We start from the raw sequence: 22,341 nt of genomic DNA, 5'->3' as shown, positions 1-22,341 counted from the left end.
GCCTTTATGACCTGATTGAATGGCGGCTTGCAAGCTTCATTCAGTTCGCAGCCGTTGGTAAAATCAGTCTCGCATGTAACCCGCCGAGTAGAGAACTGCGTTCAAGCGTTAGGGTTCCGCCATATTCGCGCACAGTGTCGTTCACAATCGACAGGCCCAAACCTGTGCCCGGCTTTGTTTCATCAAGCCGCTTCCCGCGTGCCAGCGCGTCCTGTATCTGCTCGGCAGCAAGACCCGGCCCGTCATCCTCGACGCTGATCTCAAATCCTTGCTCGACGCGGGCAAGTGTCAAGGTGATAATCCGGCGGCCCCACTTTCCAGCATTCTCCATCAAGTTGCCGACGATCTCCTCAAGATCTTCCTGCTCCCCAGCAAAGATTGCATCGTCCATGTAATTGTTGAACTTGATGTCCATGTGGGGATTGAGCTTGGCGGTAACGCGCACCAGCCGCTCCAGTATCGGCGTTACGGGAGCGCGGAAGACAACACTATCACGCTGTGCGGCAACGCGGGCACGTTGGAGATAATGCTGCACCTGAATTTGCATAGCGGCAGATTGTTCGGCGATAAGGCGGCCTTCCGTGCCACCGATTGTCCGGCTTTCATTCACCAGAACCGATAAAGGCGTTTTCAGCGAATGGGCAAGATTGCCGACCTGCGTGCGTGAACGATCCATGATACGGCGATTATTGTCGATCAGCGCATTCATCTCGCGCGCCAGGGGCGCGATCTCGTTGGGCAAGTCTTCGTCAAGACGCGTAACCTTGCCCTCGCGGATATCGCCCAGTGAACGGCGCACACGATCAAGTGGGCGAAGCCCGAATAGAATAACGGCAGCATTGATCAAAGTTCCGCCTAGACCAAAAATGCCGAGATAGAAGTACAACGTATAGCGGAAATCTGCGATTTCTCCCTCGACTTCGCTCAGATTTCCCATCACCCTGAAACGTGCGACCCGATTATCCGCGTCAAGCACCACTTCGGTTTCAACGACCGACAATTGCTGGCCGTTCGGTCCGGCTTCCGTATATTGGCGCTGGAATGATGTATCGAAGGGAACATTGAGAGTTGAGGGTGAATCGATGTTTCGCTCTCCCAGAGAAACGGAGCGCAGCGAGCCCTTTAAATTATCCGCCGCAGGCTCGACTGACCAATACCAGCCTGAAAGCGGGCTGGAATATCGCACTTCACCGGGGTCAGGACGTCCTGCCAACGTGCCATCATTGACACTGACTGATGCGATAACACTGAAAAGATGGGCTGAAAGCAATTGCTGAAAGCTTTTCAGGCGTGCTTCGCCATAGAGCGTCGAGATGATAGTCGCGATGGCAATGAATGAGATGATGGTCCAGAGGGTCGAGAGCGAAATGACGCGGAACGACAGAGATCGCAAGCTTGGGAGATAATTTCTCAGCCGGATTGCCACGCAATACCCTCTTTAAAAGGCTTAAGACCCTAAGCCTTGCTGTCTTGCGACTTGATACGATAGCCCATACCGCGAATGGTCTCGATCAGGTCCATGCCCATCTTCTTGCGCAACCGGCCGACAAAGACCTCAATAGTGTTTGAGTCCCGGTCGAAATCCTGATCGTAAAGATGCTCGACCAGCTCGGTTCGCGATACGACTTCGTCCATATGATGCATGAGATAGGAAAGCAGGCGGAATTCATGGGAAGTGAGTTTCAGCGTGTTTCCATTGACAGTGGCTTTTGACGTTTTCGTATCCAGACGCAACGGACCGCAGGAAATTTCGGACGAAGCATGTCCCGCCGCGCGGCGGATCAAGGCGCGTAAGCGCGCAAGAACTTCCTCAATGTGAAACGGCTTGGCGACGTAGTCGTCAGCACCCGCATCAATCCCTGCCACCTTATCGCTCCAGCGATCGCGGGCTGTCAGCAAAAGTACGGGCATGATACGGGAATCCTGGCGCCATTTTTCAAGCACGGTCAGCCCATCCATCTGCGGTAGGCCGATATCCAGGATAACAGCGTCATAGGGTTCGGTATCGCCGAGAAAATGCCCTTCTTCGCCGTCAAAAGCCTTGTCGACAACATATCCAGCCTCCGTCAGCGCATCCACGAGCTGACGGTTGAGGTCGCGATCATCCTCGACGACAAGTATTCTCATGCAGTATTTCCTCGCGGACTTATGAGATCAGTTTGCTGGAACAGCAACTTCCACACGCCGCGGTCGTTCGCCGTCCTTACCGGGAACCAGAACCACCACTACGCAGACCTCTTTGCCGTTTTGGACAACAGATGTTGCACGCGCAAGGGTCCCCCCTTGCGAGTCCGCTACCTGCTGCCCCACCGACGAGCAATCCGCAGCTAAAGCAGGACCGGCGAAGACGACGCCGGCGCCCGAGATCAGACCCGCTAGGGGCAAGGAGAAGAGTAAGTGTTTCATCATGTTGTCATTAATATCGATTGCTGTCTGAACGATGAATGAACAGTTGGTGTCTCGCTGCTACAAATGCCACAGGTTCACGTCTTTTAACATCATATTTCTTTACGTGAAATGAGAGTTGTCGCGCTGATGCGTCCAAATAGCGCTACAACGCCGCTAATGGCGGTTAGGAATTGGACTATCGTCTCTGCAAGAGATGCATGATCGGCCCCTTCAAGCGAGCCATTGAAGAAGCCGGAGCACGACAAGCCAATTGTTACTATCGATGCCCAGATGGTCTTGGAAGCAAACCATGATTTTTCGTTGGTCATTAGCAAATTCCTTTAAATAATTGTCGGTTCAAAAAATACTGGAGAAAATTTACAGTGGGCCTCCTGACCAAGCCCGACTGAGGCGGAAATCATCGCTACTTTAAAGTCAAAAGCGACGGACGGATTGCCCAGATCCTTCAGCCGCTCAGAAGCACTGTAAGTCCAGTTGCTGGCAGTCACTTCAAATGACCTGACAGCCCGCTCTTCAAACAGTATTTCTATATGATAGGCCTCGCGCTCTTCCCCCAGCGGTATTTCTGGAGAAAGCCAGCTATCGGCATCAATTCTCCCGCGCCTGATCCAGACTATATCCATATCGCCATTTGGGCGCATTCTGGTGCTGATATGGACGGGCGAAAGCGGTTGCAGTACCCGCAATCCTCCCATTTTTGTTTTGGTGCTGTAAAACTGGTCGGAAAACTCTTCGCCTGAGCATCCAATGCGCCAGTTTAACTCCAATCCCGCCTCTTGGGGTTTCAAGCCTGCCGGAGAAACAGCATCATTGAGCAAAATGAAGGGTGCTCCCTCCTTTTTGAGCTGCATGGCCTCACGTTCGGTCCCGCATTGGCCACGCAACAGCCCGGTGAGTCGCCATACGTCGCTGCTTATTTCCTCCGCATTGAGAAATTGCAGCAATTCCCACTCTCCACCAGACGTTCCAACAAGTGCACTATTGGCACCGTTAAAAAGTTGGGAGCGTGTCACCGAACTCAGCTCTCCATCGTACAGCCTGACTGAAAGAGCCTGATTATTAAGCCAGCGCCCGCTGGCGCCTTCATTCAATGGTGCAACCAACTCGCCCATGACAGCGCTATGCGCCAACATTGCGCGCTGTTCAAAACCAGTCTGTTCCGGAGAGATAAATGCGCTTACTCCGTTCCAGGGCCGCGCAAATGCGGCAATCCGGAATTGATCGGCAGGACGCTCTATCCCCGGCCACATCGGAAGGTCTATCAACTCAAAATAAGGTCTGCCGCGAATAGCAAGGTCCGCACCTGATGCAACAGGCAATGCTGCCTCGGCGGGATACCGAACGTGTTTTGGTACTGCCCGCGCCTCCAGACGCCTCGTCGCCCCATCTTCAATCGAGGTGATTACAAAAGCACCTGCGGGCACTGTACCATGCGGGTCGGCAATTCTGATCCGGTCTCCAACTTTCAAATGCGCCTGTTTCCAGGGTAGCTCTAACGTTACTGATCGCCGGGACGCACGGCGCGACTGCATCCATTCTTCGGCAAGTGACTTGGCCTGACCGCTTTCCAGCATGGCTGCAATGCCGATGCTTTCCGTTCCTTTGCCGTTCTGGCGCTCGGCAAAGGCCATCGCCGCCTGATAATCCAGCATCGGGTCGCGATAGGCCAGCTCAACGCGTTCCGGCTGCTCCATTATTTCTGTCAGCCGCCATGTCAGCGCGGCAGCATCCTCGCGCTCGACGAACTCTTCAATCAATGGTGTTTGGGAATCTGTGCGGGTATTGCTTTGAAAGACAAGCGTTTTTCCGCTTTCAAATGCATCTATCCCGTAGACTGCGAGCAATGGCTCGATTGCGGATCGAACACTCGTTGGTTCGTCCAGCACGTAGCCACTGACAAATCCATCGACGCGACACGTATCGAAATCAACGATCCCATAATCTTTGAGAATGGCAGCTACCAATTCATCGAGCGCCACGCCTGAAAGCCGGCCGTTCAGCCAATGACCCGATGTCCAATTGTCGCCATCAGACCACAATTTTCGGTTTAGCGGAAATTCCGGATGAGGCCGTGTATCCCAAGCCCAAACATAGAGCCGATCCTTATCAAGCATGCTACCGGCAAGGTCTGACCAGTGCGCAATATGTGCCCGCAAATAGCGATTCTGGGCCAGGTCATTTCGTCCTCGATCTGAAAAATAGGGAAATGCCCCCTCGGATGATTTCATATCGGGAAAAACATTGGGCTGGTTCGGGCCCTTATCGACAGCTGGGCAGCCTAGTTCCGTCAGCCAGATTTGCTTGGCAGCGGGCTGCCATACAGTAGGTGCGGTCTGTTCCACGCCACCAATCCGATTGTAATGACTGTTCCTCCACCATGAAGAAAGGTCTTTGAAACGATAGACCCATGGCTTGCCGGAGCCATCTGAAATCGGTGTTCGCACACGCATGGTCCGGTCATTCGGCGATGCATAATACCAGTCATAACCTTCCCCTGCAGTAATCTGCTCTTGCAACCCCGGCAGATCATAGGGTGCCACAAAGCCATCCGGATTAGGCACCCCATAATCTTCGTCACGCCAGTCACTGAGCGGCATATAATTGTCGATGCCAATGGCGTCGATTGCCGGATGCGCCCAAAGTGGATCAAGGTTGAAATAAACATCGCCTGAACCGTCTTGCGGATAATGCCCGAAATATTCAGTCCAGTCCGCGCCATAGGTGAGCTTACATCCAGTCCCCACAACCCGGCGGATATCGGCGGCAAGACCGCAAAGCCCATTTACGAATGGGAAATGATCGTACGGCCCCCGAACCATGGTAAGCCCCCGCAGTTCCGAACCAAGGATAAACGCATCCACGCCGCCTGCACAGAGAGCCAGATGCGCGAGATGCAGCACAAAACGACGATAACCCCAATCTTCACCATTGCCTTGATAATGGACGCGTTGATGCTTGATCTGATAATTTTCTGCCGTGGCGCTCCCTAGAAATTCGGCGATCTGGTTCACCGCCGCTTCTGTCTCGTTGACACTGCCAGCATGGTAAGGCGCAGGGTGACAGGTAATGCGTCCACGCCAAGGATGTGTCGCCTGATGTGTTGAACCGTAGGGATCGGGAAGCTGGTTGTCCGGCGGTATATCAAGCATGATGAACGGGTAAAGCGTGACGCTCAGACCTCGCGTTTTTGCGTCCTCGATGGCGGCGACAATGCTCTCGTCGGATGGCGTTCCACCATAGATCACCCCCCTGTCATCGCGGGAAATGAGATGTGCACCGGCGCGGTCAACGCCTCCAGCGCACCATTTCTCGCTTTCGTTGTTCTGATTCCTGTCCATGACGCCCGGGCGAATTTTGCAATTCCCAGCACGCAAATCCGCGGCAAACCAAGGCACTACGATTGCAACATGCTTAAGGGCAGGACAGAGCCCCTGCAGTTCGTCTATCGACGCCTCCCAGTCCGTATCACCTCGCAGGCAATTATGGTTCAAAGCAATCGTCTGACCTTTATCCGGCTCATTGGTTACCAGTTTCGGCGAGAGTCCGAACTCCGTTGAGCCGGGTATAAGTGCTACCGCCTTGAGACTGCTGGCGACGGCTCCGATTGCTCTGATCACTTCAAACTGAAACTGCGGTATGCGATTGCCAAAATCATCGAGTGGAAAATGCTCGAAAACCACATAGGCCGTGCCCCGATATGCTGGTGCATTGCCGCTTCCCTGTTTGGCTTCAATCAATGGATCCGGCATTTGATTTTCGCCGCCGCAATGGACGCGGATTGTGCCTCGCGTCTGGTCGTATTCCTTGCCGTCAGCCCATATGCGACGGATAAGGCTTATCTCTCCGGCGGCAACCGCAATGGCGAAATTGCCGAAGTAGGAATATTCAGCGACCTTCCGTCCGCCTTTACCGCCCTGTCGCTTTTTGGTTTTCTGCTCCTCGAAACGCGTTCCCCATATCAAAACGCCCGGCACCCGCGCCGCGCCATAAATGCGAGGAAGAGCAGCTCCCTCCTCGCCCATCGTCGGACGCATGGATGTCATGCGTGGCCCTTCGGCATTTTGTCCGAACAGCGCACGATCGATCAAATAGCCCCCCACCGAAGCAGCGGCTGTGGCTATTGCTGCTGTGACGGTACCTGAACCGAAAATAGCCGTAGCAGTCGTGGTGAGAACGAGTGTCGCCATATCATCAAGTCCCGTGGCAAATACTTCAAATTATTGAGGAAATCCAAACACGCCAGCAATCCGCCTGCGCCATTGCGGGATCAGCGCTGAATCCATGACGCAGTGTCCTTCATAGGCATGTGTAAAACTATCCGGGCTAGTCAGTATGCCCAGATGCTTTGCGGAAACTCCGTCACGCCAGCGGAATACAAGCATGTCGCCGGGGATTGCCTCTGCCGGATCTTTCGGAATCATGTGCCTGTGCGCCGCCTCCAGCAATGCATCACCGCCGCCTGATTCAGCCCAGTCCGGAGAATAAGCTGCGATGTCCTGCGGCTCGCGGTCATAAAGTGCTCGCCATATTCCGCGGACAAGACCAAGGCAATCGCACCCGACCTGACATTTGGAACCTTGGTGACGATAGGGTGTGCCAAGCCAAAGCCGGGTTTCAGCCAGAACGTCCTGTGCGATCGTCATGGGACCAGCGGCCCGCCATCAAAATTGCCTTTGCCGTCTGCAAAATTGTAGACTGCATCATTGCCTGGCAGATGAGGAAAACCACGAAAGTTCAAGGCATTTGCAAATTTTGCCTTGCACTGCGCAAAGCTCTTGTCACAACCGGCATCAAGCAGAAATGTATCGCCTATTTTGATGTCTGGAATTGGAGAATCCCGCAAGCTCAGGCGGATACCCTCACTGTGAGTCTGGTATGCCAGTACGACATTCCTGCTGCCATTGGCCCAGGTCAACGTTCCATTGCGAAACCAGTTGTTGTCCGATGGCTGCAAACCGGCAACCACAACCTCGCGGTCCGAGATCAGCCTAGTTACACTCCCCTCCTGTGCGCGGCTTTTGTAACCGCACCGGCTGTCACCCAGCTGCGCATCGCATTGCCGGGTTACCCGACGACCGCTTATCTTGTCGAGATCAACGGAACTGCTTTTGAGTTCTGCAACAAACCGCCCGCCCGAGCGGGTGATTGCGCCGATACGCGACGAACGCAACAAGGCATGTTGTTCAGGCGATCCCCAATTGACGAGAAACGTCTCGACCGCCGCCCCATCGAATGCACCCCGCTCAATGTCATTATCGGAAATAGCAAGCGAAGAAAGCGCTCCTTCGATTTCTGCGGTATCGACACTCAGACCCAATGCGCTTGTGGCTTCGCTGGCACTCAATCCAGTTTGCGGTTCGCAGGATACGCCTTCAATACGCAATGTTTTGTCGTGATCGGTGAAGCCATATACAATCTTGTCTGTTCGCCGGATGATCCAGCAAAAACAATGCGTTGTTATCTCGCCTGAAAGATGTGATTCAAGCGTTGCCGGCAAAGAGCTCATGCCTTGACCTCAATAATGGGAATGGACGGAATATCACCGGCGCTGAATGATCTAAGGCTGATCATCAGGCGGTCTGTGTCGAACCGCGCGGGTACATCGAAACCGAATCCCGCACTCACTGCTGCGCCCTGTTTGGGTATTTTCCCGGGCTGGAAAATGATCTTCCCGCTGATCAACTCAACAGCAAAGTCGATCGCCTCTTTGTGCTCTATGCCCGCTACGGCCACCCGCACGCTGTCTTTTTCCACCTTGGTGATAGGCCTTACGTGCTCGCCATAACGCTTGATGAGTTGGAACACTCCATTGTGCCCGTCTCCCAGCCCAAGCATCTGATCCGTGGCAGCGATTGGCATGCCGGATTTGCCCGATAGATGATCAAAGGGATCGCGAAACCGGAAGGCATGCAGCGAGCCCCGCCGCGCCTCAAAAAATGCCATCACCTCTTCAAGGTCCGCCAGCGAACGCAATCCGGTACCAGCGTCATAGTGGCGTCGCGACTGGGACCAGCGTGCATTGCGCTGCTCGAATCCGGACGTGAGCGGCACGATTTCATTGCGCCATTCCGGTCCACCGGTCGCACCAAAGGAGACAGCCGCCGGAAAGCGGACGTCGTGAAAATCTGCCATACTTTATCCTTAAAGCGTTCTTGCGCCCCGGCGTGCGGCGCGTGCCAGCATGCCCGTTACTTGCGCCTCGGATTTGCGGAACGAAGCAGCATCCGTCGCAGTGACGTTAAATGTGACATGGACCGGCGAGCTGCCGCCCTGTGTGGCCACGCCAAGGCGCCCATCCGGTCCTCGTGCGAGTGGCATGATCGCCTCGCTGCCCGCTTCGCCCATAAGCCCAAGGGAGCCGCCAGCATTGAAATAGGTCGGAGTGTCGACAATGCCGCCTTTCGCAAAGGCTGTTGGCCGGTCAGCAGGGATCGGTACCGGTCCCTTGAATGTGCCAGGCTTTGCCATGAAGCTTCCAATGAAATGGGAAAACAGGTCCGAAGCCATGTCCTGCAATGGTTTCAATCCGGAATTCAGCGCCATACCGGCGATGTTCATCGCCACTTGCTTCAGAACATCGTCCAGCCCTTTGCCACTTATTGCGGCGCTTTTCAGCGAACTGGTCAGGGTGCGTCCGAACAAATCGGATTTCTTCTGCAAGTCATCCAGTGCGCGATCCATTCCGTCGGTGTCAACGTCCATTTTTACTGTTATATCTTCAGGCATTGATTTCCTGCTGTTTATCCGGAAAGGCTTGCATCATTTGCTGAAGCTCACACTGCGTCAGTGCAGCCCGTGAGGGCGTTCGATAAAATGCTGCGTTCAGTTCACGCGGCGTCATCGCCCAGAATTCAGCCGATGAGAGTCTCAACACACCAAACCCGGCTGCCATCATCGCTGCCCAGGGAAATGGCTCAGTAGAATTCCCATCCATTATCAGAGGGTTACCTCTGCCGGTTCCGATTTTGATTCACCGAAGGTTGCGCTTAAAATTTCACTGACAATGCGAGCAAATCCAGTCGCACCGCCTTCAGCGCGCATTTGCGATACTTCATCGAGAGCCACAGCGTTTCCGCCGCCGCGTAGTCCCGCTGTAATGATCTTGAGAATGTCACCGGCTGAAAGCGGGCTGGTAGAAAACCGCTTCAGCAGCACAGCCAGATCTTCGGCGCCAAATGACGCTTCAAGCTCCGCCAATGCACCCAGGGTCAAACACAATGTCCATTCACGCCCATCAAGCATGGCGCTAATTTCGCCGCGATGCCGGTTCACCATCATGCGATCTCCGTGAACTTGACTGGCCCGGCCGACTCCAGAGCAATTTCAAACGTGACCTCGCCATTATGCGCGCCGCCATATTCCAGCGCGACGATCTGAAATAAGCCCTGCAACAGGCCAAAGCCCGGAAGTACGATCTGCCAGTCAGGGATAGAGCCGTAAAAAAATGCCTGCCGGAACAGATTATCCGAATGTGCATCCTTGAAGATGCCCGAACCACTGATTGATGCCCGTTGAACAGCACTGCCGCCAAGCAACTCTCGCCAGCGTCCAGCTGCGTCAGCATCTGTCACATCAACAGTTTCCGTGTTGAAAGCCAGGCGTTTGGAGCGCATGCCCGCGCAAGTGACATAGCCACCTTCCGCACCCGCAATCTTCAATAGAATATCCTTGCCTCTTTGGGCGACCATTGGTGTTCCTTTCAAATGGATTTTTCAAATCTCAACCGGACAGGTCTTCTGTCACCGCCCGGTAGCGCAATACGCCCAGATACCCATCCTGAGCGTCCTCGGCGCGTGCCTGCGAATATTGCAGGTTCAAATTCGTGAGCCGGTGGCCGCTCAGCACCAGTTGTGAGCGCTCCAACAGGTGTTCGATCACATTCATGATCTCGAACACGGTTTTACGACCGCTCGCCCTGTTCCAGATATTGAGCGTAAACAGGTGCTCGCTGCCGCGTTCGGTCGCCGTGCTCCAGTCGTAAATATTGGAAGAACCCAACGTTACATAGGGAAACTCGGCTTTTAACGGCACGCGGTCATAAACCCGTCCCACAATCAGCCTTTCCAGCGCACTGTCCGTTTTCAAACACGCCAGCAATGCCTTTTGCAGTTCCAACCCGGCGCTTTTCATGACTTGCCATCTCTTGGGGGTGGGGATTGTTTTTGAGCCCTGCTCGCCTTTTCAGCGGCTTCTTCCATCAGCTCCATCGCTTGCCAACGCAATGTACGGACCAGATCGGCCAAGGTGAGTTGCATGGTCACCTTCATCTGCCCTCCTCGCTCACACGTGCGACCAGATAGCGTCCCGTCTCGTCAGGGTCATACAATGTCAGTATCTGGAATATGCGCACACCCTTGCGAAAGCGCATGCTCGTGGAAATATCGGCCCGGTGCCGCAATGTAATCCTGTGGCTCAGCTCGGCAAGTTGCTGCTCGCCCAGCAATCGCACTCCCGGTCCAACTGGTTCAATTTGAGCCCAAAGGTTGGCGATTTCGCTCCAGCTTTCCTCCAGTTCGCCCGCTTCTCCAGCCAACACGGAAGATTTTTCCAGCAGCAACTCTTGGTTGAGACTGCCCGGATCAATGAACAGCGTCGCCATCAAAATGAAACCTTGCGCCAAAGTCCTACCGCCCGTTCGAACGCAGGAGGATAGGAGACAGGCTGTTGCGCAGCGCCATAAACGCCGCGAAACTCGTACCAATGGGCCACAAGCGTCAAGATCGCATGGCGCAACGCATCGGGTACATCCTTGCCTGTTTCACCGAAACCGGCAACGAAATCCACTTCCAAGGCAACGGAATTGGCCGTGCGTGAGGCAAGGTATAATCGTGCTGGGCGTGAAGCAGATTCCAGATGCAAATCCTCAGCCTCTATCTGCACCGGCGTTCCGTCAACATGATATGCACTCACCAAAACAATGGACTGGACCGGACATTTCCGCAGTTTTATCACTCCGGCGGTCGGCCATTGATCGATGTAAAGCCGGAAGGTTTGGCAGATCAGAGCAAGGCCCGTCTGCGTTTCCAACGTTTCGCGCGCTGCTTTGATAAGTCCATCAAGCAGTCCGTCTTCGCTATTATCTGCGAGGCGCAAAAATTGACGCACCTCTGCCAACGTCACCGGCTCAAGAGCCGGCGGCTTGATCAGTGTCATTGTCATGTTCAGGGTCTCGTTCCGAGTTGAAATTATTCGGTCTCGATCAATGCATCGCAGCGTTGATTGAAATGAGATTAGACGGCTAGCCGGTCGGCAAGTTGGAGCAGTCTTCTATTTTGCGTTCATGATCTTTTGCCATGTTGATTATAATCTGAGTATCCAAGGATAGGCTGTATCCGCCATAGAGTGCACTCAGCAAAAACTCAGCCACTTTGCCGTAAGCAGCGGGTTCGGGACTATCAATAATCGCCTGATAATTACCTTGCGTACCATCCATCGAGAATCCCAGTCTTGCCAGACTATCGATCCCGTTCGGGTCCATTTGGTAATAACCCGCCTCACCTTCCTTCGGGCCAAAAAACCTGAAGATGCCTCACACAACATGCGCTTATCATCATCGACGAACCTGCATTGCACATAGTTCTGCGAACGTTCGGTGGAAAGAATTAGATAACGGTCAAGTTCAGTCTCGCGACCTGCACTCGAATGAATTTTTGCCAATCGCGCAATGACCGGACACCGATACCGCTCAAGGAATTCGGCCAACTTGTCCGAAACCGCAATTTCCCCTGCGAAACAAATCGATGGACCTGTGCAGCCGAGTGTCAGGCTAAAAATCAGCAGGATAATCCGTTGAAAACGCATCCTTCAAAACTATGTGAATCTTTAGTGCGGTCAATTCGACATTGGTAGAAGAAGTCCGGACGGCCGCAAGACCGCCCGGACTGGATGATCAGACGCCGAACTTAAGCAGCTTGATCGCATTGAAGTCCTGAACGCCACCGCCCACACGCTTGGTCGTGTAGAACAAAACGTAGGGCTTGGCGGAGTAAGGATCGCGCAGGACGCGCACGCCTGTGCGATCCACCACCAGATATCCCCTTGCAAAATCACCGAAGGCAATGGCAGCAGATTTGTCGGCCATGTCAGGCATATCTTCAGCCTCAACGAGGCCAAAGCCCAGCAGTGATGCCTGCGCGCCGGGCGTTGCGGGCGGCGTCCAGAGATAGTTGCCATCCTTGTCCTTAAGCTTGCGGATAGCCGCCTGCGTTTTGCGATTCATCACCCAATTGGCATTTTGGCGATAACCGGCTTTCAGCGCATAGATTGTGTCGAGCAGAACATCCGAAGCATCATTGGCGGGAAACGCCCCGGCGACGCCAGTCGATAGCGAGCCGAGTTTACCCCAGCCCCAGGCGGACTCTGCCACTGTGTCATAGGTCAGGAAGCCGCGTGGTTTGTTGACCCCGTCGCCATTGATAAAGGCCTTGCCTTCCTGCTCGGCAAAAGCCGTTTCCACCTCGGCAGAAATCCATTGTTCCACATCAACCACGCCGTCATCGAGCAGCGAGGATGTTGCCGCCGGCATGGCATAGAGCTCCATGGTCGGAAACTGCAGCTCAGCCAATTTGGAGCCTTCAGTCTGCGGACGTATGTCGGTCTCGCTAACCCAGCCTACGGATGGTCCCTTGATCGAAAACGGCTTCTTCAAAACTGAACCGGATACCTGTCGTACCGTGGCGATACTGCGGATGGGCGATATTTGCGCCAGTCGCGTTCCGATTTCGGTTTCAAGTTCCTGGGGCACCAAATAGCCGCCATCGGAAGCCGAACCGATCGAATGAGCCTTGGCCTCAAGTGAACGTACGCCGCTTTCATCGCCGCGCCGGACATAGCTTTCAAAAGCGTTCTTATGCTCCAGCGAGCGCAACGGGCTGACACCGCCATCCAGAGCGGGACGCACCTGCTTCAGTTCAAGCTGCTCCATTGCCCGCTTTTGCATGTCCAGAGCTTCGTCAAGTCGCTGTAGCTTTTCATTCGTGAGAACATCTACACGGGAACTTTTTTCGAGCGCGCCCAGGCGATAGTCATTGGTTGCTTTGTACTCGTCAAATGTTCGGGCAAATTCGTCGAAGCTCTCCATGCCTTCCAGAGTTTTTGTTTCCAGTACTTCATTGTATTCGTTCATTATTTTTCCTTCAGTTGTTAAAGAGAAGACATAAGAATGCGCATAGGCAATCGCTTCGCCCCGAGATTTGGGGCAAAGCCAAAGACGCGCATGTCTGGCAGGGTTTAAGCGATCAGCGATCAGCCGCCGGTGATCAGCTCTGTACCGTTCGTCATTTTACGATGGTTCGGCCTTTGTTTTGACAGCGGCCAAATATTGAGGATTTTGCTGCGGATTGTTCAAATAGAGAAGATAGGCATTGTCGGGAAAATTCCGCTTAGAGACCCCGTCTTCTTCGAAAAGAAAATTTGTTACCAGATAAAGGTCTTAGGAATTCCGACAGATGTTCTGCAATCATTCCAATTTGCCGCCTCTCTGCCGAAACGCGTGGCTGGTTCGGATCAAATTTCAGCGAAAGCCAGTGCTGGACGCCTCATAAAGCGTCGAGCGACGCTTCAGCTCCAGATTTTCCGCTTCCAGATTTTCGATCCAGCGGCGGTTATAATGACTTGGTGTTGCGCGCTTCAGTGCGCCCAGCAGCAGCTCATTGGCCTTGATGTTCCACAACAGCCTTAATCGATGTGTATAGGCCGGCATCTGCCTGGCGGGCAGTCGGCTTTTCACCTGCCCCACTCGTGCTGAAGGCAGCATGGGAAAGGTGACGACAGAGATTTCCCAAAGGTCCGCCTCGTGGATATGCCGCACGCCAGCACCATCCGCCTTGGCGCGCACGGTTTTGAAACCGATGGAGAGGCCATCCACCGCGCCGGAGCGCATGAGCTCCAACACCTCCTGCGCCTTGGCAACGCCCTTTGCCAGCTTGCCCTCGACATAAAGTCCGCGCTTGTCCTCGCGCACAACTGTCCACACGCCAATTGGCTGGTTGGGATCGTGCTGCCAGAGCATGCGTATACCGCCTGCGCCGCGCTCTCGCACCGATTTTAAAAATGCGCCCGCTTCTATGGCGTCCTTGCCGAGGTCTACCTCGCCGAACAGGCTGGCATAGCCGGTAAAACTGCCATCCTTAGAGACGTTTTCAATCGTGAGGCCGGTAAACTTCCTCTCAATGCCCGCAATGGCTTTTTGCGCAAGGTCGAGGCTAACCTGCATTGGCGGCATCCCCCTTGTCGGAGGAATCCGACCCAACAGGCGGTGCTTTTGTCTCGCCCATACGTGCAGCGATCCGGGCGAATACGCCCAGCGCTGTCCAGGCTGCGAGGCTTGCCGCGGCAGACCCCATCAGCATCAGTTCGCCATCACCAAGCTGGCCGCGAATATCGAGTTCCGCAGCGATCTTGATTCCGGCAACACCACCGAAGGCAAGGCCGCAGACAATGCCAACGATGAAGCGGATGGCCGCATCGCTTTTATCGCGCGGCAGCATATAGGCGAGAGAGACGGCAGAGCCAGCAATAGCTCCCGCCGCCTTTGCCGCCAATATCCAGGCGGCATCGGACCAGTTTGTCATGATTTTCTCCGTCAATTTTCCTAGAGCGTTTGGCGTTTTGACAGATTCAAAACGATACTCTAAGTCTTTGATTTTACGCATAATTGCCCGCTTTATCGCGACGCATAGCCAACTGCTTCACGCTTCTCCTCGTCGCTGAGGAATGGAGCAGCGGAGATACGCGCCCATAGCGCGTCGCGCTCCTGAGCCAGACCATCAATGCGGTCGAGATCAGGCTCAAGACGCAGATCCTTGCCGAACACAGGGCCAAGCCAGTTACTCATTGCCTTTGCCGTGCGTATCACCAAGGGCAGCACGGTCAGGCGATAGAAGGCGCGATTAGCCTCGGCATAATTGGAATAGGTATTGTCGCCCGGAATGCCTAGCAGCATGGGTGGAATGCCGAAAGCCAAAGCTATATCCCGGCTTGCCGTGTTCTTCGCCGCAATGAAGTCCATGTCGAGCGGCGAAAGCCCCATGCTTTTCCAGTCAAGTCCGCCCTCCAGCAGCAAAGGTCGCCCAGCCTTTGCCGCGCCCGTATATCCTTCTTCCAGTTCGCTTTTGAGCCGCTCAAATTGATCTTCAGTGAGGTGACTTGTCTCGCCCGGCGCATAGACCAGCGCACCGGAAGGTCGTGCCGAATTGTCCAAAAGCGCCTTGTTCCAGTTACCGGAAGCATTGTGAATATCCAGCGCCATCAAAGCCGCTTCCAGTGGAGCAAAGCCGTAATGGTCATCGAGCGGATGAAACAGTTTCAGATGCAGGCCGCGACCTTCATCAAGCGGGATTGTGCGCTTTTGCGCTCCCGCGCCATAGGCCAGAGCGACCGGCCAGCCATTGTCATCGGCGAGCACACGCACACGATCCGGGCGCAACAAATGTAGTTCGCTTGCTCCCCTGCCGCCTTGCACGCGCTCGATATAGGCATTCCCCGACAGAAGAATATGCCCGTAAAGCGCCTCAAAGAAGCTTGCTCCATCCGTACCGCGATGTGGATTGGCCAAAAGCTCAAGCAGCGGGTGCTCGCCATGTTCTGCCTTGCCCTCATAAAGCAGCCATGGTGTGGCTGCGGCTGCTTCCGCCAAATGTCTTATGCAGCGATAGGCGACCGGATTGCGCATGAAACCTTGCCGCGAGAGGCCGACATAGCCGCTTTGCGACCAGCGGGCTTCCCGGTCAAATTGCAGAGCAACGAAACCCTGCGCCGACTTTTGCTGCAGATGCGGGTTCTCGTTCGCAGCGCTTTTGCGCCACGGCCAATTGATTGCCATGTATGGAATTCTTTCTGTTGTGGAGTTTACAATTGCATGTCGTTAGCCGACCACACGCACCCGTGGCCGGCTTTCGCGTCTGCCGAACAGATCGCTTAATGCCCAGACCAGCGCATCCACGCGGTCAGGGGAGCGGCCATTGGAAAGGCCCGTGTGGGAGAAGTCACACATCTCGTCCTCAAGCAGTGGAAATCGCGCCGCATGACGCACCCTGCTCTGCTCATAGAGCGCGGCAACCGGCTCGGCACGCACCGCCTTGCCGCGATTGGCGCGCACAGGTTTTACAGGAACATTCATATCCTCGGCTGCAATCACCGCCGACACCATGTCGCCGCCCTGATTGATCTCCGCGATCAACAGATCAGCTTCCAGCCTGTAATACAAAGCGATAGCACGCCGCGCCCATTCATGCGGCTTGGCCGGTGCGAAGCTTTCATCGGCAAGCACCCAGCCAATACCCTTCTCATCAAGCCCCGCGGCTACGATCCCGCAAGCATCGGACTTCTTCGTGGCGCTTGCGGGTGGATCAATGGCAATGACAATGCGCTTCAATTCCGGCACGTCCGGGCAGAATACCTCCTCCATCATCAGCCGCGACCAGAGCGCGCCTTCGCTCTCCTCGATGAGTTCGCCATCAAGTTCCTGTCTGCCAAGGCGGGTATCGCCATAAAGCCCGCTAATATGCTTGACAAAACCGGGGGCGAGAAACTCCGCATTCTCGCACATCTTCATGCGGCGCACCGGAATGCTCGGATCAGCCAGTATCTTCTTTAACAAAGGCAGCGGCTTCGGTGTGGTTGTGATCACTTGCTTCGGGTTTCGGCCAAGACGCAGCCCGAACTGCAACATGTCCCATGTCGCCTGCACATTTTTCCACTTTGCCAACTCATCGCCCCAGCCAGCATCAAATTGCGGTCCGCGCAAGCTTTCAGGGTCTTCTGATGAAAACATCGACGCCGTCGCTCCACTGTTCCAGAGCAGACGACGCCTTGTCATTTCAAAGCGAGGGCGCTCGGCCCGTGAAACCGACATGATGCCGGATGGGCCGTCGATCATAACCTCGCGGACATCGGCCAATGTTTCGCCGACCAGAGCGATATGCATGGATTTCGATGTATCAAAGGGCGCAAACCCAAGGGCCATGCCATTGACCCATTCCGCCCCTATTCGTGTCTTGCCGGAGCCTCGCCCGCCAAGGATCAGCCATGTATGCCAATCAGTTCGCGGCGGCTGTTGTGTTGTCCGCCCCTGAAAAAGCCATTCCGGATGGGCCGCCAGTATCTCCCGCATGCTTAAATTTTGTTTCGACCAGCTCGCTTGCACGGATGTTGGCAAGTTCATCGATCCTCTCATCAATTCGTTTTAGAACCGCCGCGACCTCGTCGGGCGAAAGACCGCTGGCGCTTTGTGCTCTCGCCGCATCAAACCTCTCTTGAAGGTCGCTCACCTTGTCGATAGTGCGGGCCAGCAAGGCCAATGCGTCGAGCCGTGCCTTGCTTGGAATTTCGTTTTCAAAACTGGACAGTGTTTCCAGCTCCTTGCGCAAAAGCTCCATGATTTTTCTCGCAGCATGTAACTGGCTGTTACCCTGCTGTATCTCATCAAGCGAATAGCCATCGCGATAAATGCCGTTTAGAAACTGCTGTTCGTTAACGCCCAGCAATGGTGCAATCTCGTGGGGGGCAATGCAGTATTCGCGGCACAACGCAAAGGCGCTGCGCCGGCGCATGGCCATCGCATAAATAGCAGTCATAAAAAATCCCTGAAATATCGCGGCTAACCGGCGAGGAAGCCTTGGTCACAATTCCGACGATGACTAATATCTACAGCAGGACCGTTACGCAGTCAAGGACTATTTTCCTATAAAGGTAAATTTTCTTATGCTGCCTTTTTCCATGTGGCAGCCAGCAACCCCGCACCTATCATCAGCGAGCCGCCAGTACGATTGACTACGCGCTGGACGCTAGGCTTGCGAATTGTCTGCCGTGCCATTGACGCCATCAATGCATAGGCCCCGGCATTCAATGTTGCCAGCACGAGGAATGTTGTTTCGAAAATGATCATCTGGGTGAGGATCGGCCGTGTCGTATCGAGAAACTGCGGCAGGAACGCCACGAAGAAGATAATGCTTTTCGGGTTGAGCGCAGTTACGACATAGGTATGCAGGAATATACGCAGTGCCTTTTCATTTTTTGCTGGCGTCTCACCTGTCACAGCATCCGCCACGGGCGCACGCCATAGTTTGATGCCGAGATAGATCAGATAGGCCGCGCCGATCCATTTCAAGGCGGTGAAAATCGTCGCTGACGCGGCAAGCAGCGCGCCCAGGCCGAGCATGGAAGCAGTCATGGCGGTGAAATCGCCGAGCGCAACGCCCGCGACAGTCGCCATTGCAAAGCGCCTCCCATGGCCAAGCGCATAAGAAATTACCAGAAGAATGGTCGGCCCGGGGATAGCAAGAAGTATTGCCGATGCTGCGACAAATGCCAACCAATGTTCAATAGCCATGTTCCCGCTCCTGTATATCTGGCGCTCAGAAGTCCATAAGAAGCAGCCATTTGCAAATGAAAAATTCAAGCGGCATTTCGATGCTCGAAAGGCAAGTTTTTCAGGCTTCTCTTGTCGCAGGACATAAAAAAGAGCTAATCTGTCCTCTGGGGTGAAATGACAGGGCAACGCTTCAAAATAGCGAACTTCAGAAGCTGTTAAGCGTAATCGGATACACCATATTCTTTATAAGAATGTGGATATAGGGCAGGCACAGAGTTTCGATGAAAGAGACCAAGCCAGACAAGCGTAAACGTTTCAGAGTCTCGCCATTGCTAGGGCTTGATGCATGGATCGATTCAACGCTTTATGAGTTGCGCTTCCGTGCCGCCGAAACCTGGGAAGATCTGACGATATTTTTCCGCCGGTTCCATGTTTCCGGCTGGCGGCGCGCCATTATTGAAGTCTTGAGCGAAGGGTTCACCTGGGGCACGGCTGGCTCCGTGGTCATGCTGACGCTGGCGATACCTGCCTTTCACGAAACTGATAAGAACTGGCGCACGCGTGACGATTTCGCCGTCACCTTTCTTGATCGTTATGGCAATGAAATCGGCCAGCGCGGGATTCTCCACCGCAGTGCCGTTCCGATTGACGAATTGCCGGATCACGTCATAAAGGCTGTCCTTGCCACGGAAGACCGGCGCTTCTTTGACCATTTTGGCATTGATTTTCTTGGTCTTTCCCGCGCAATGACGGAAAATCTGCGCGCCAATTCGGTTGTGCAAGGCGGGTCGACAATTACCCAGCAGCTGGCGAAAAACCTGTTTCTGACCAATGAGCGCAGTCTTGATCGAAAGATCAAGGAAGCCTTTCTGGCTCTTTGGCTTGAGGCCAATTTGAGCAAGAAAGAAATTCTTCAGACCTACCTCGACCGCGCTTATATGGGCGGTGGCACATTCGGCATAGCTGCCGCATCGCAATTTTACTTCAACAAAAGCGTCAAGGACGTGAATCTTGCTGAAGCGGCGATGCTGGCCGGACTGTTCAAGGCACCGGCAAAATATGCCCCGCACGTCAATCTGCCTGCGGCCCGTGCTCGTGCGAACGTGGTGCTCAGCAATCTCGTTCAGGGTGGTCTGATGACGGAAGGACAGGTCGTCGGGGCCCGGCGCAATCCTGCGACAGTGGTTGATCGCGGACGTTTGGAAAGCCCGGATTACTTCCTCGACTGGGCCTTTGACGAGGTTCGCAAGGTCGCGCAGAATTTCAGCACCCATACATTGGTTGTGCGCACCACACTTGATACCGGCATCCAGAAGGCCGCCGAAGAATCCGCCGAGTATCATCTGCGCCAATATGGCAAGGAATATCACGTCGCGCAGGCTGCGATTGTTGTTCTGGAAAACAATGGCGCCGTAAGGGCGATCGTCGGCGGGCGCGACTATGGCCTCAGTCAGTTCAATCGCGCCACCGCCGCCTTGCGGCAGGCGGGCTCGTCCTTCAAGCCCTATGTCTATGCTGCCGCCATGGAAAAGGGCATGACTCCGAAAACACTCGTTTCGGGAGGCGCAGTGTCTTGGGGCAATTGGTCACCGCAAAATTATTCCCGCAAATATCTGGGCAAGATTGATCTCACGACTGCTCTGGTCAAATCGATCAACACTGTGCCCGTACGTCTTGCCAAGGATTATTTGACCACGGCTCCTATCGTCGCATTGGCAAAAGCCATGGGCGTTGAATCACCGATCAGCTCGCACAAGACCATGGTGCTCGGCACCTCCGGCATGACAGTCATGGATCAAGCCACGGGCTATAACGTCTTTGCGACCGGCGGCATTGTCGGCATGCGCCATGCGTTCACGCAGATATTGAGCCAGAATGGCGACATGCTTTGGGACTGGCGCAAGGATGGCCCAAAGCCCCATCGGGTTCTGACCGAGACTGCCGCAAATAACATGAACATTATGCTCTCGCAGGTGCCGGAATGGGGTACAGCACGGCGCGCCGTGCTTCCCATGACGCGTGTCGCGGGCAAGACGGGAACGACCCAGAGCTATCGCGATGCCTGGTTCGTCGGGTTCACCGGTAATTTCACGGCGGCGGTTTGGTTTGGCAATGATAATTTCACGCCAACCAAGGAACTGACAGGCGGCATTCTTCCCGCAATGACGTGGCAGCGTTTCATGAATTATGCGCACCAGAATATCGATTTGAAAGCTATTCCCGGCATCGATCCAACCATGCCCAAGCAGGAAAACGTAGTGGCTGAAAACAGCACCACCGATGCCGATAGCGAAATTATTAAGGCTGGCGAGCGTCCGCGCGTTCTTTCGAATGCGACTGTGCAGGTGCTTCGCGAGATTGATCAGGCCCTGAAAACATCACCGAAGCTGAAATTGCCTTTGCTTCCTACAAAAGTTTCCGCGCGCTAATTGCACGCAGCAGCGCCGCCGTGTAGTCATCATTCATGCTTCGTAATGTCTTCCTCGCCCTTATTGCGCTTGTCATTGCCGTCGGCGGCGGAACACTGAGCGCATGGTATGCGGTGAATCGTTTCGATGGCTTCAACGCGCTCGCCATTGGGCAATGGACTGCCCATCCGGATGCAGGCACGCCGCTTTCCGACCCTTACGCCAAGGCGCGCGCCGCCCGCGAAGGCGCTTTTCCGCTGGGTTCAGCCGAAGGTCTGGCGTTTTACGCTTACAATGATGATACGGGCGCAGCGCTTGACCGCCAATGCACCTACAGTTTGAGCGGAAATAGCCCGAATTCACGCTTTTGGACACTTTATGCGGCAGATCGCACCTTATTACCACTCGATCCCGGCACCGGCCGCCTGCCTGCATTGCATTCACGGCAAATCCTGCGCGGTGAGAATGGCGCATTCGTCGTTTCCGTTTCGCCGAAGGCACAGCCTGAAAACTGGCTCGCCACCTCGGGCAGCGGGCGGATGACCTTGGTGATGACATTGTACGACACGCCGGTGGGCAGCAATTCCGGTCTTGTCGACATGACCTTCCCGGCAATCACAAGGATTAGTTGCGATGGGTAAGCTATTGCGCGCCCTTCTGTTCGGTCTGGTCGGCGCAGGTATTATTCACATCGCCGTTGTGTTGCTCGTCCCCTATTACTCGGATCGAAATGCCTGGTCGCGTATTTCGGCCTATGGCGAGGATTGGCAGTTTCATACGGCAACCGGCGAACCCAAGCCCGGTATGGCACGGCTCGCATTTGACCCCTTGTTTCAAGCCGCCGCCTGCCGTTTTGATATTACAGATCTGCCCGCGCATATAACTGGTATCGGCACACTGCCCTACTGGTCGATCTCGGTTTACAATCGCCAAGGCGAAAATATCTACTCGATCAACGATCGCACAGCGATCGCCGACCAGTTGGATCTCGTCATTGCAACACCTCTGCAAATGATTGAACTCAACAAATCCAAGCCCGTAGCCGCTGAAAACTCCGTGCTGATCGAAGCCGATATGGATGAGGGTTTTGTTGTTATCCGTAGTTTCGTTCCCGATGAGTCATGGGGCGAACAGGTTGCGTCCTTCCTGAAAAATGCCAACTGTTCGCCGCTGCTCTAGAACCCGGTTTTGCGCCTAGGATAGGCAATTTTT

27 protein-coding genes are annotated in these 22,341 nt (G+C 54.6%); 3 read left to right on the top strand and 24 right to left on the bottom strand.

Going from position 1 to position 22,341, the window contains the following annotated elements; translation table 11 throughout:
* Nucleotides 1-40: 40 nt before the first annotated feature.
* The 24 genes from AC6CHM_RS11910 to AC6CHM_RS11795 form a co-directional block, all read right to left on the bottom strand.
* Complete coding sequence (locus AC6CHM_RS11910; RefSeq protein ID WP_115052198.1) at nucleotides 41-1,342, bottom strand: ATP-binding protein; 1,302 nt, start codon at nucleotides 1,340-1,342, stop codon at nucleotides 41-43.
* A 113-nt stretch (nucleotides 1,343-1,455) separates the two neighbouring features.
* Entirely contained in the window at nucleotides 1,456-2,127 is a 672-nt protein-coding gene (locus tag AC6CHM_RS11905) for a response regulator transcription factor (RefSeq protein WP_115051939.1), read from the bottom strand.
* 27 nt (nucleotides 2,128-2,154) lie between these two features.
* Nucleotides 2,155-2,406 carry a hypothetical protein gene (locus AC6CHM_RS11900; protein WP_115051940.1) on the bottom strand — a complete coding sequence of 84 codons (252 nt, stop codon included), beginning with the start codon at nucleotides 2,404-2,406 and terminating at the stop codon, nucleotides 2,155-2,157.
* A gap of 92 nt (nucleotides 2,407-2,498) precedes the next feature.
* A complete protein-coding gene (locus tag AC6CHM_RS11895) occupies nucleotides 2,499-2,717 on the bottom strand; it encodes a hypothetical protein (RefSeq protein ID WP_115051941.1) in 219 nt (72 codons plus the stop codon).
* A gap of 12 nt (nucleotides 2,718-2,729) precedes the next feature.
* Complete coding sequence (locus AC6CHM_RS11890; RefSeq protein WP_498173285.1) at nucleotides 2,730-6,596, bottom strand: baseplate multidomain protein megatron; 3,867 nt, start codon at nucleotides 6,594-6,596, stop codon at nucleotides 2,730-2,732.
* Between the two features lie 30 nt (nucleotides 6,597-6,626).
* Nucleotides 6,627-7,052: an NlpC/P60 family protein gene (locus AC6CHM_RS11885; protein WP_354346694.1), complete on the bottom strand. Its 426-nt coding sequence runs from the start codon at nucleotides 7,050-7,052 to the stop codon at nucleotides 6,627-6,629.
* Nucleotides 7,049-7,915, bottom strand: coding sequence for a phage/gene transfer agent baseplate hub protein (locus AC6CHM_RS11880; RefSeq protein WP_498173284.1), 867 nt, complete (start codon nucleotides 7,913-7,915; stop codon nucleotides 7,049-7,051). The genes AC6CHM_RS11885 and AC6CHM_RS11880 overlap by 4 nt, the downstream gene beginning before the upstream one ends.
* A complete protein-coding gene (locus tag AC6CHM_RS11875) occupies nucleotides 7,912-8,541 on the bottom strand; it encodes a phage distal tail protein, Rcc01695 family (protein WP_498173283.1) in 630 nt (209 codons plus the stop codon). Before AC6CHM_RS11875 ends, AC6CHM_RS11880 begins: the two co-directional genes overlap by 4 nt.
* Before the next feature lie 9 nt (nucleotides 8,542-8,550).
* A complete protein-coding gene (locus AC6CHM_RS11870) occupies nucleotides 8,551-9,135 on the bottom strand; it encodes a phage tail tape measure protein (RefSeq protein ID WP_498173282.1) in 585 nt (194 codons plus the stop codon).
* Nucleotides 9,128-9,343, bottom strand: a complete 216-nt coding sequence (locus AC6CHM_RS11865) for a rcc01693 family protein (RefSeq protein WP_354346702.1) — start codon at nucleotides 9,341-9,343, stop codon at nucleotides 9,128-9,130. The genes AC6CHM_RS11870 and AC6CHM_RS11865 overlap by 8 nt, the downstream gene beginning before the upstream one ends.
* Before the next feature lie 2 nt (nucleotides 9,344-9,345).
* Nucleotides 9,346-9,684, bottom strand: a complete 339-nt coding sequence (locus AC6CHM_RS11860; RefSeq protein WP_435530246.1) for a gene transfer agent family protein — start codon at nucleotides 9,682-9,684, stop codon at nucleotides 9,346-9,348.
* The gene (locus AC6CHM_RS11855) at nucleotides 9,684-10,097 is read right to left on the bottom strand and encodes a phage major tail protein, TP901-1 family (RefSeq protein WP_440806681.1); all 414 of its coding nucleotides are present in this window, start codon (nucleotides 10,095-10,097) and stop codon (nucleotides 9,684-9,686) included. The genes AC6CHM_RS11860 and AC6CHM_RS11855 overlap by 1 nt, the downstream gene beginning before the upstream one ends.
* A gap of 31 nt (nucleotides 10,098-10,128) precedes the next feature.
* Entirely contained in the window at nucleotides 10,129-10,539 is a 411-nt protein-coding gene (locus tag AC6CHM_RS11850) for a DUF3168 domain-containing protein (RefSeq protein ID WP_498173281.1), read from the bottom strand.
* Complete coding sequence (locus AC6CHM_RS11845; RefSeq protein ID WP_498173279.1) at nucleotides 10,536-10,676, bottom strand: hypothetical protein; 141 nt, start codon at nucleotides 10,674-10,676, stop codon at nucleotides 10,536-10,538. Before AC6CHM_RS11845 ends, AC6CHM_RS11850 begins: the two co-directional genes overlap by 4 nt.
* Complete coding sequence (locus AC6CHM_RS11840) at nucleotides 10,673-11,008, bottom strand: phage head closure protein (protein ID WP_498173277.1); 336 nt, start codon at nucleotides 11,006-11,008, stop codon at nucleotides 10,673-10,675. Before AC6CHM_RS11840 ends, AC6CHM_RS11845 begins: the two co-directional genes overlap by 4 nt.
* Complete coding sequence (locus AC6CHM_RS11835) at nucleotides 11,008-11,568, bottom strand: head-tail connector protein (RefSeq protein ID WP_498173276.1); 561 nt, start codon at nucleotides 11,566-11,568, stop codon at nucleotides 11,008-11,010. Before AC6CHM_RS11835 ends, AC6CHM_RS11840 begins: the two co-directional genes overlap by 1 nt.
* 79 nt (nucleotides 11,569-11,647) lie before the next feature.
* Entirely contained in the window at nucleotides 11,648-11,887 is a 240-nt protein-coding gene (locus tag AC6CHM_RS11830) for a hypothetical protein (RefSeq protein ID WP_498173274.1), read from the bottom strand.
* A 411-nt stretch (nucleotides 11,888-12,298) separates the two neighbouring features.
* Nucleotides 12,299-13,534, bottom strand: coding sequence for a phage major capsid protein (locus AC6CHM_RS11825; RefSeq protein ID WP_498173273.1), 1,236 nt, complete (start codon nucleotides 13,532-13,534; stop codon nucleotides 12,299-12,301).
* Nucleotides 13,535-13,921: 387 nt separating this feature from the next.
* Nucleotides 13,922-14,623, bottom strand: coding sequence for an HK97 family phage prohead protease (locus tag AC6CHM_RS11820; RefSeq protein ID WP_498173272.1), 702 nt, complete (start codon nucleotides 14,621-14,623; stop codon nucleotides 13,922-13,924).
* On the bottom strand, nucleotides 14,613-14,981 hold the full coding sequence (locus tag AC6CHM_RS11815) for a DUF6107 family protein (RefSeq protein ID WP_336440924.1): 369 nt from the start codon (nucleotides 14,979-14,981) through the stop codon (nucleotides 14,613-14,615). The genes AC6CHM_RS11820 and AC6CHM_RS11815 overlap by 11 nt, the downstream gene beginning before the upstream one ends.
* A gap of 92 nt (nucleotides 14,982-15,073) precedes the next feature.
* Nucleotides 15,074-16,231, bottom strand: coding sequence for a phage portal protein (locus tag AC6CHM_RS11810; protein ID WP_498173271.1), 1,158 nt, complete (start codon nucleotides 16,229-16,231; stop codon nucleotides 15,074-15,076).
* 42 nt (nucleotides 16,232-16,273) lie between these two features.
* The gene (locus AC6CHM_RS11805; RefSeq protein WP_498173269.1) at nucleotides 16,274-17,521 is read right to left on the bottom strand and encodes a DNA-packaging protein; all 1,248 of its coding nucleotides are present in this window, start codon (nucleotides 17,519-17,521) and stop codon (nucleotides 16,274-16,276) included.
* Nucleotides 17,448-17,984: a hypothetical protein gene (locus AC6CHM_RS11800; protein WP_307283641.1), complete on the bottom strand. Its 537-nt coding sequence runs from the start codon at nucleotides 17,982-17,984 to the stop codon at nucleotides 17,448-17,450. The genes AC6CHM_RS11805 and AC6CHM_RS11800 overlap by 74 nt, the downstream gene beginning before the upstream one ends.
* 125 nt (nucleotides 17,985-18,109) lie before the next feature.
* Entirely contained in the window at nucleotides 18,110-18,739 is a 630-nt protein-coding gene (locus AC6CHM_RS11795) for a LysE family translocator (protein WP_115051946.1), read from the bottom strand.
* A gap of 263 nt (nucleotides 18,740-19,002) precedes the next feature.
* Here AC6CHM_RS11795 and AC6CHM_RS11790 point away from each other — a divergent pair, with 263 nt between their 5' ends.
* From AC6CHM_RS11790 to AC6CHM_RS11780, 3 genes are read left to right on the top strand one after another with little or no spacing between them, the layout of a single operon-like run.
* The gene (locus AC6CHM_RS11790; protein WP_115051947.1) at nucleotides 19,003-21,150 is read left to right on the top strand and encodes a transglycosylase domain-containing protein; all 2,148 of its coding nucleotides are present in this window, start codon (nucleotides 19,003-19,005) and stop codon (nucleotides 21,148-21,150) included.
* A gap of 35 nt (nucleotides 21,151-21,185) precedes the next feature.
* On the top strand, nucleotides 21,186-21,770 hold the full coding sequence (locus AC6CHM_RS11785) for a DUF1214 domain-containing protein (protein ID WP_115051948.1): 585 nt from the start codon (nucleotides 21,186-21,188) through the stop codon (nucleotides 21,768-21,770).
* Nucleotides 21,763-22,308 carry a DUF1254 domain-containing protein gene (locus tag AC6CHM_RS11780; protein ID WP_115051949.1) on the top strand — a complete coding sequence of 182 codons (546 nt, stop codon included), beginning with the start codon at nucleotides 21,763-21,765 and terminating at the stop codon, nucleotides 22,306-22,308. Before AC6CHM_RS11785 ends, AC6CHM_RS11780 begins: the two co-directional genes overlap by 8 nt.
* Nucleotides 22,309-22,341 lie beyond the last annotated feature (33 nt).

It is taken from the genome of Phyllobacterium sp. GQ127 (assembly GCF_059758635.1).
Note: the sequence above shows the minus strand (reverse complement) of the source record. Positions and strands in the feature narration are given on the sequence as shown.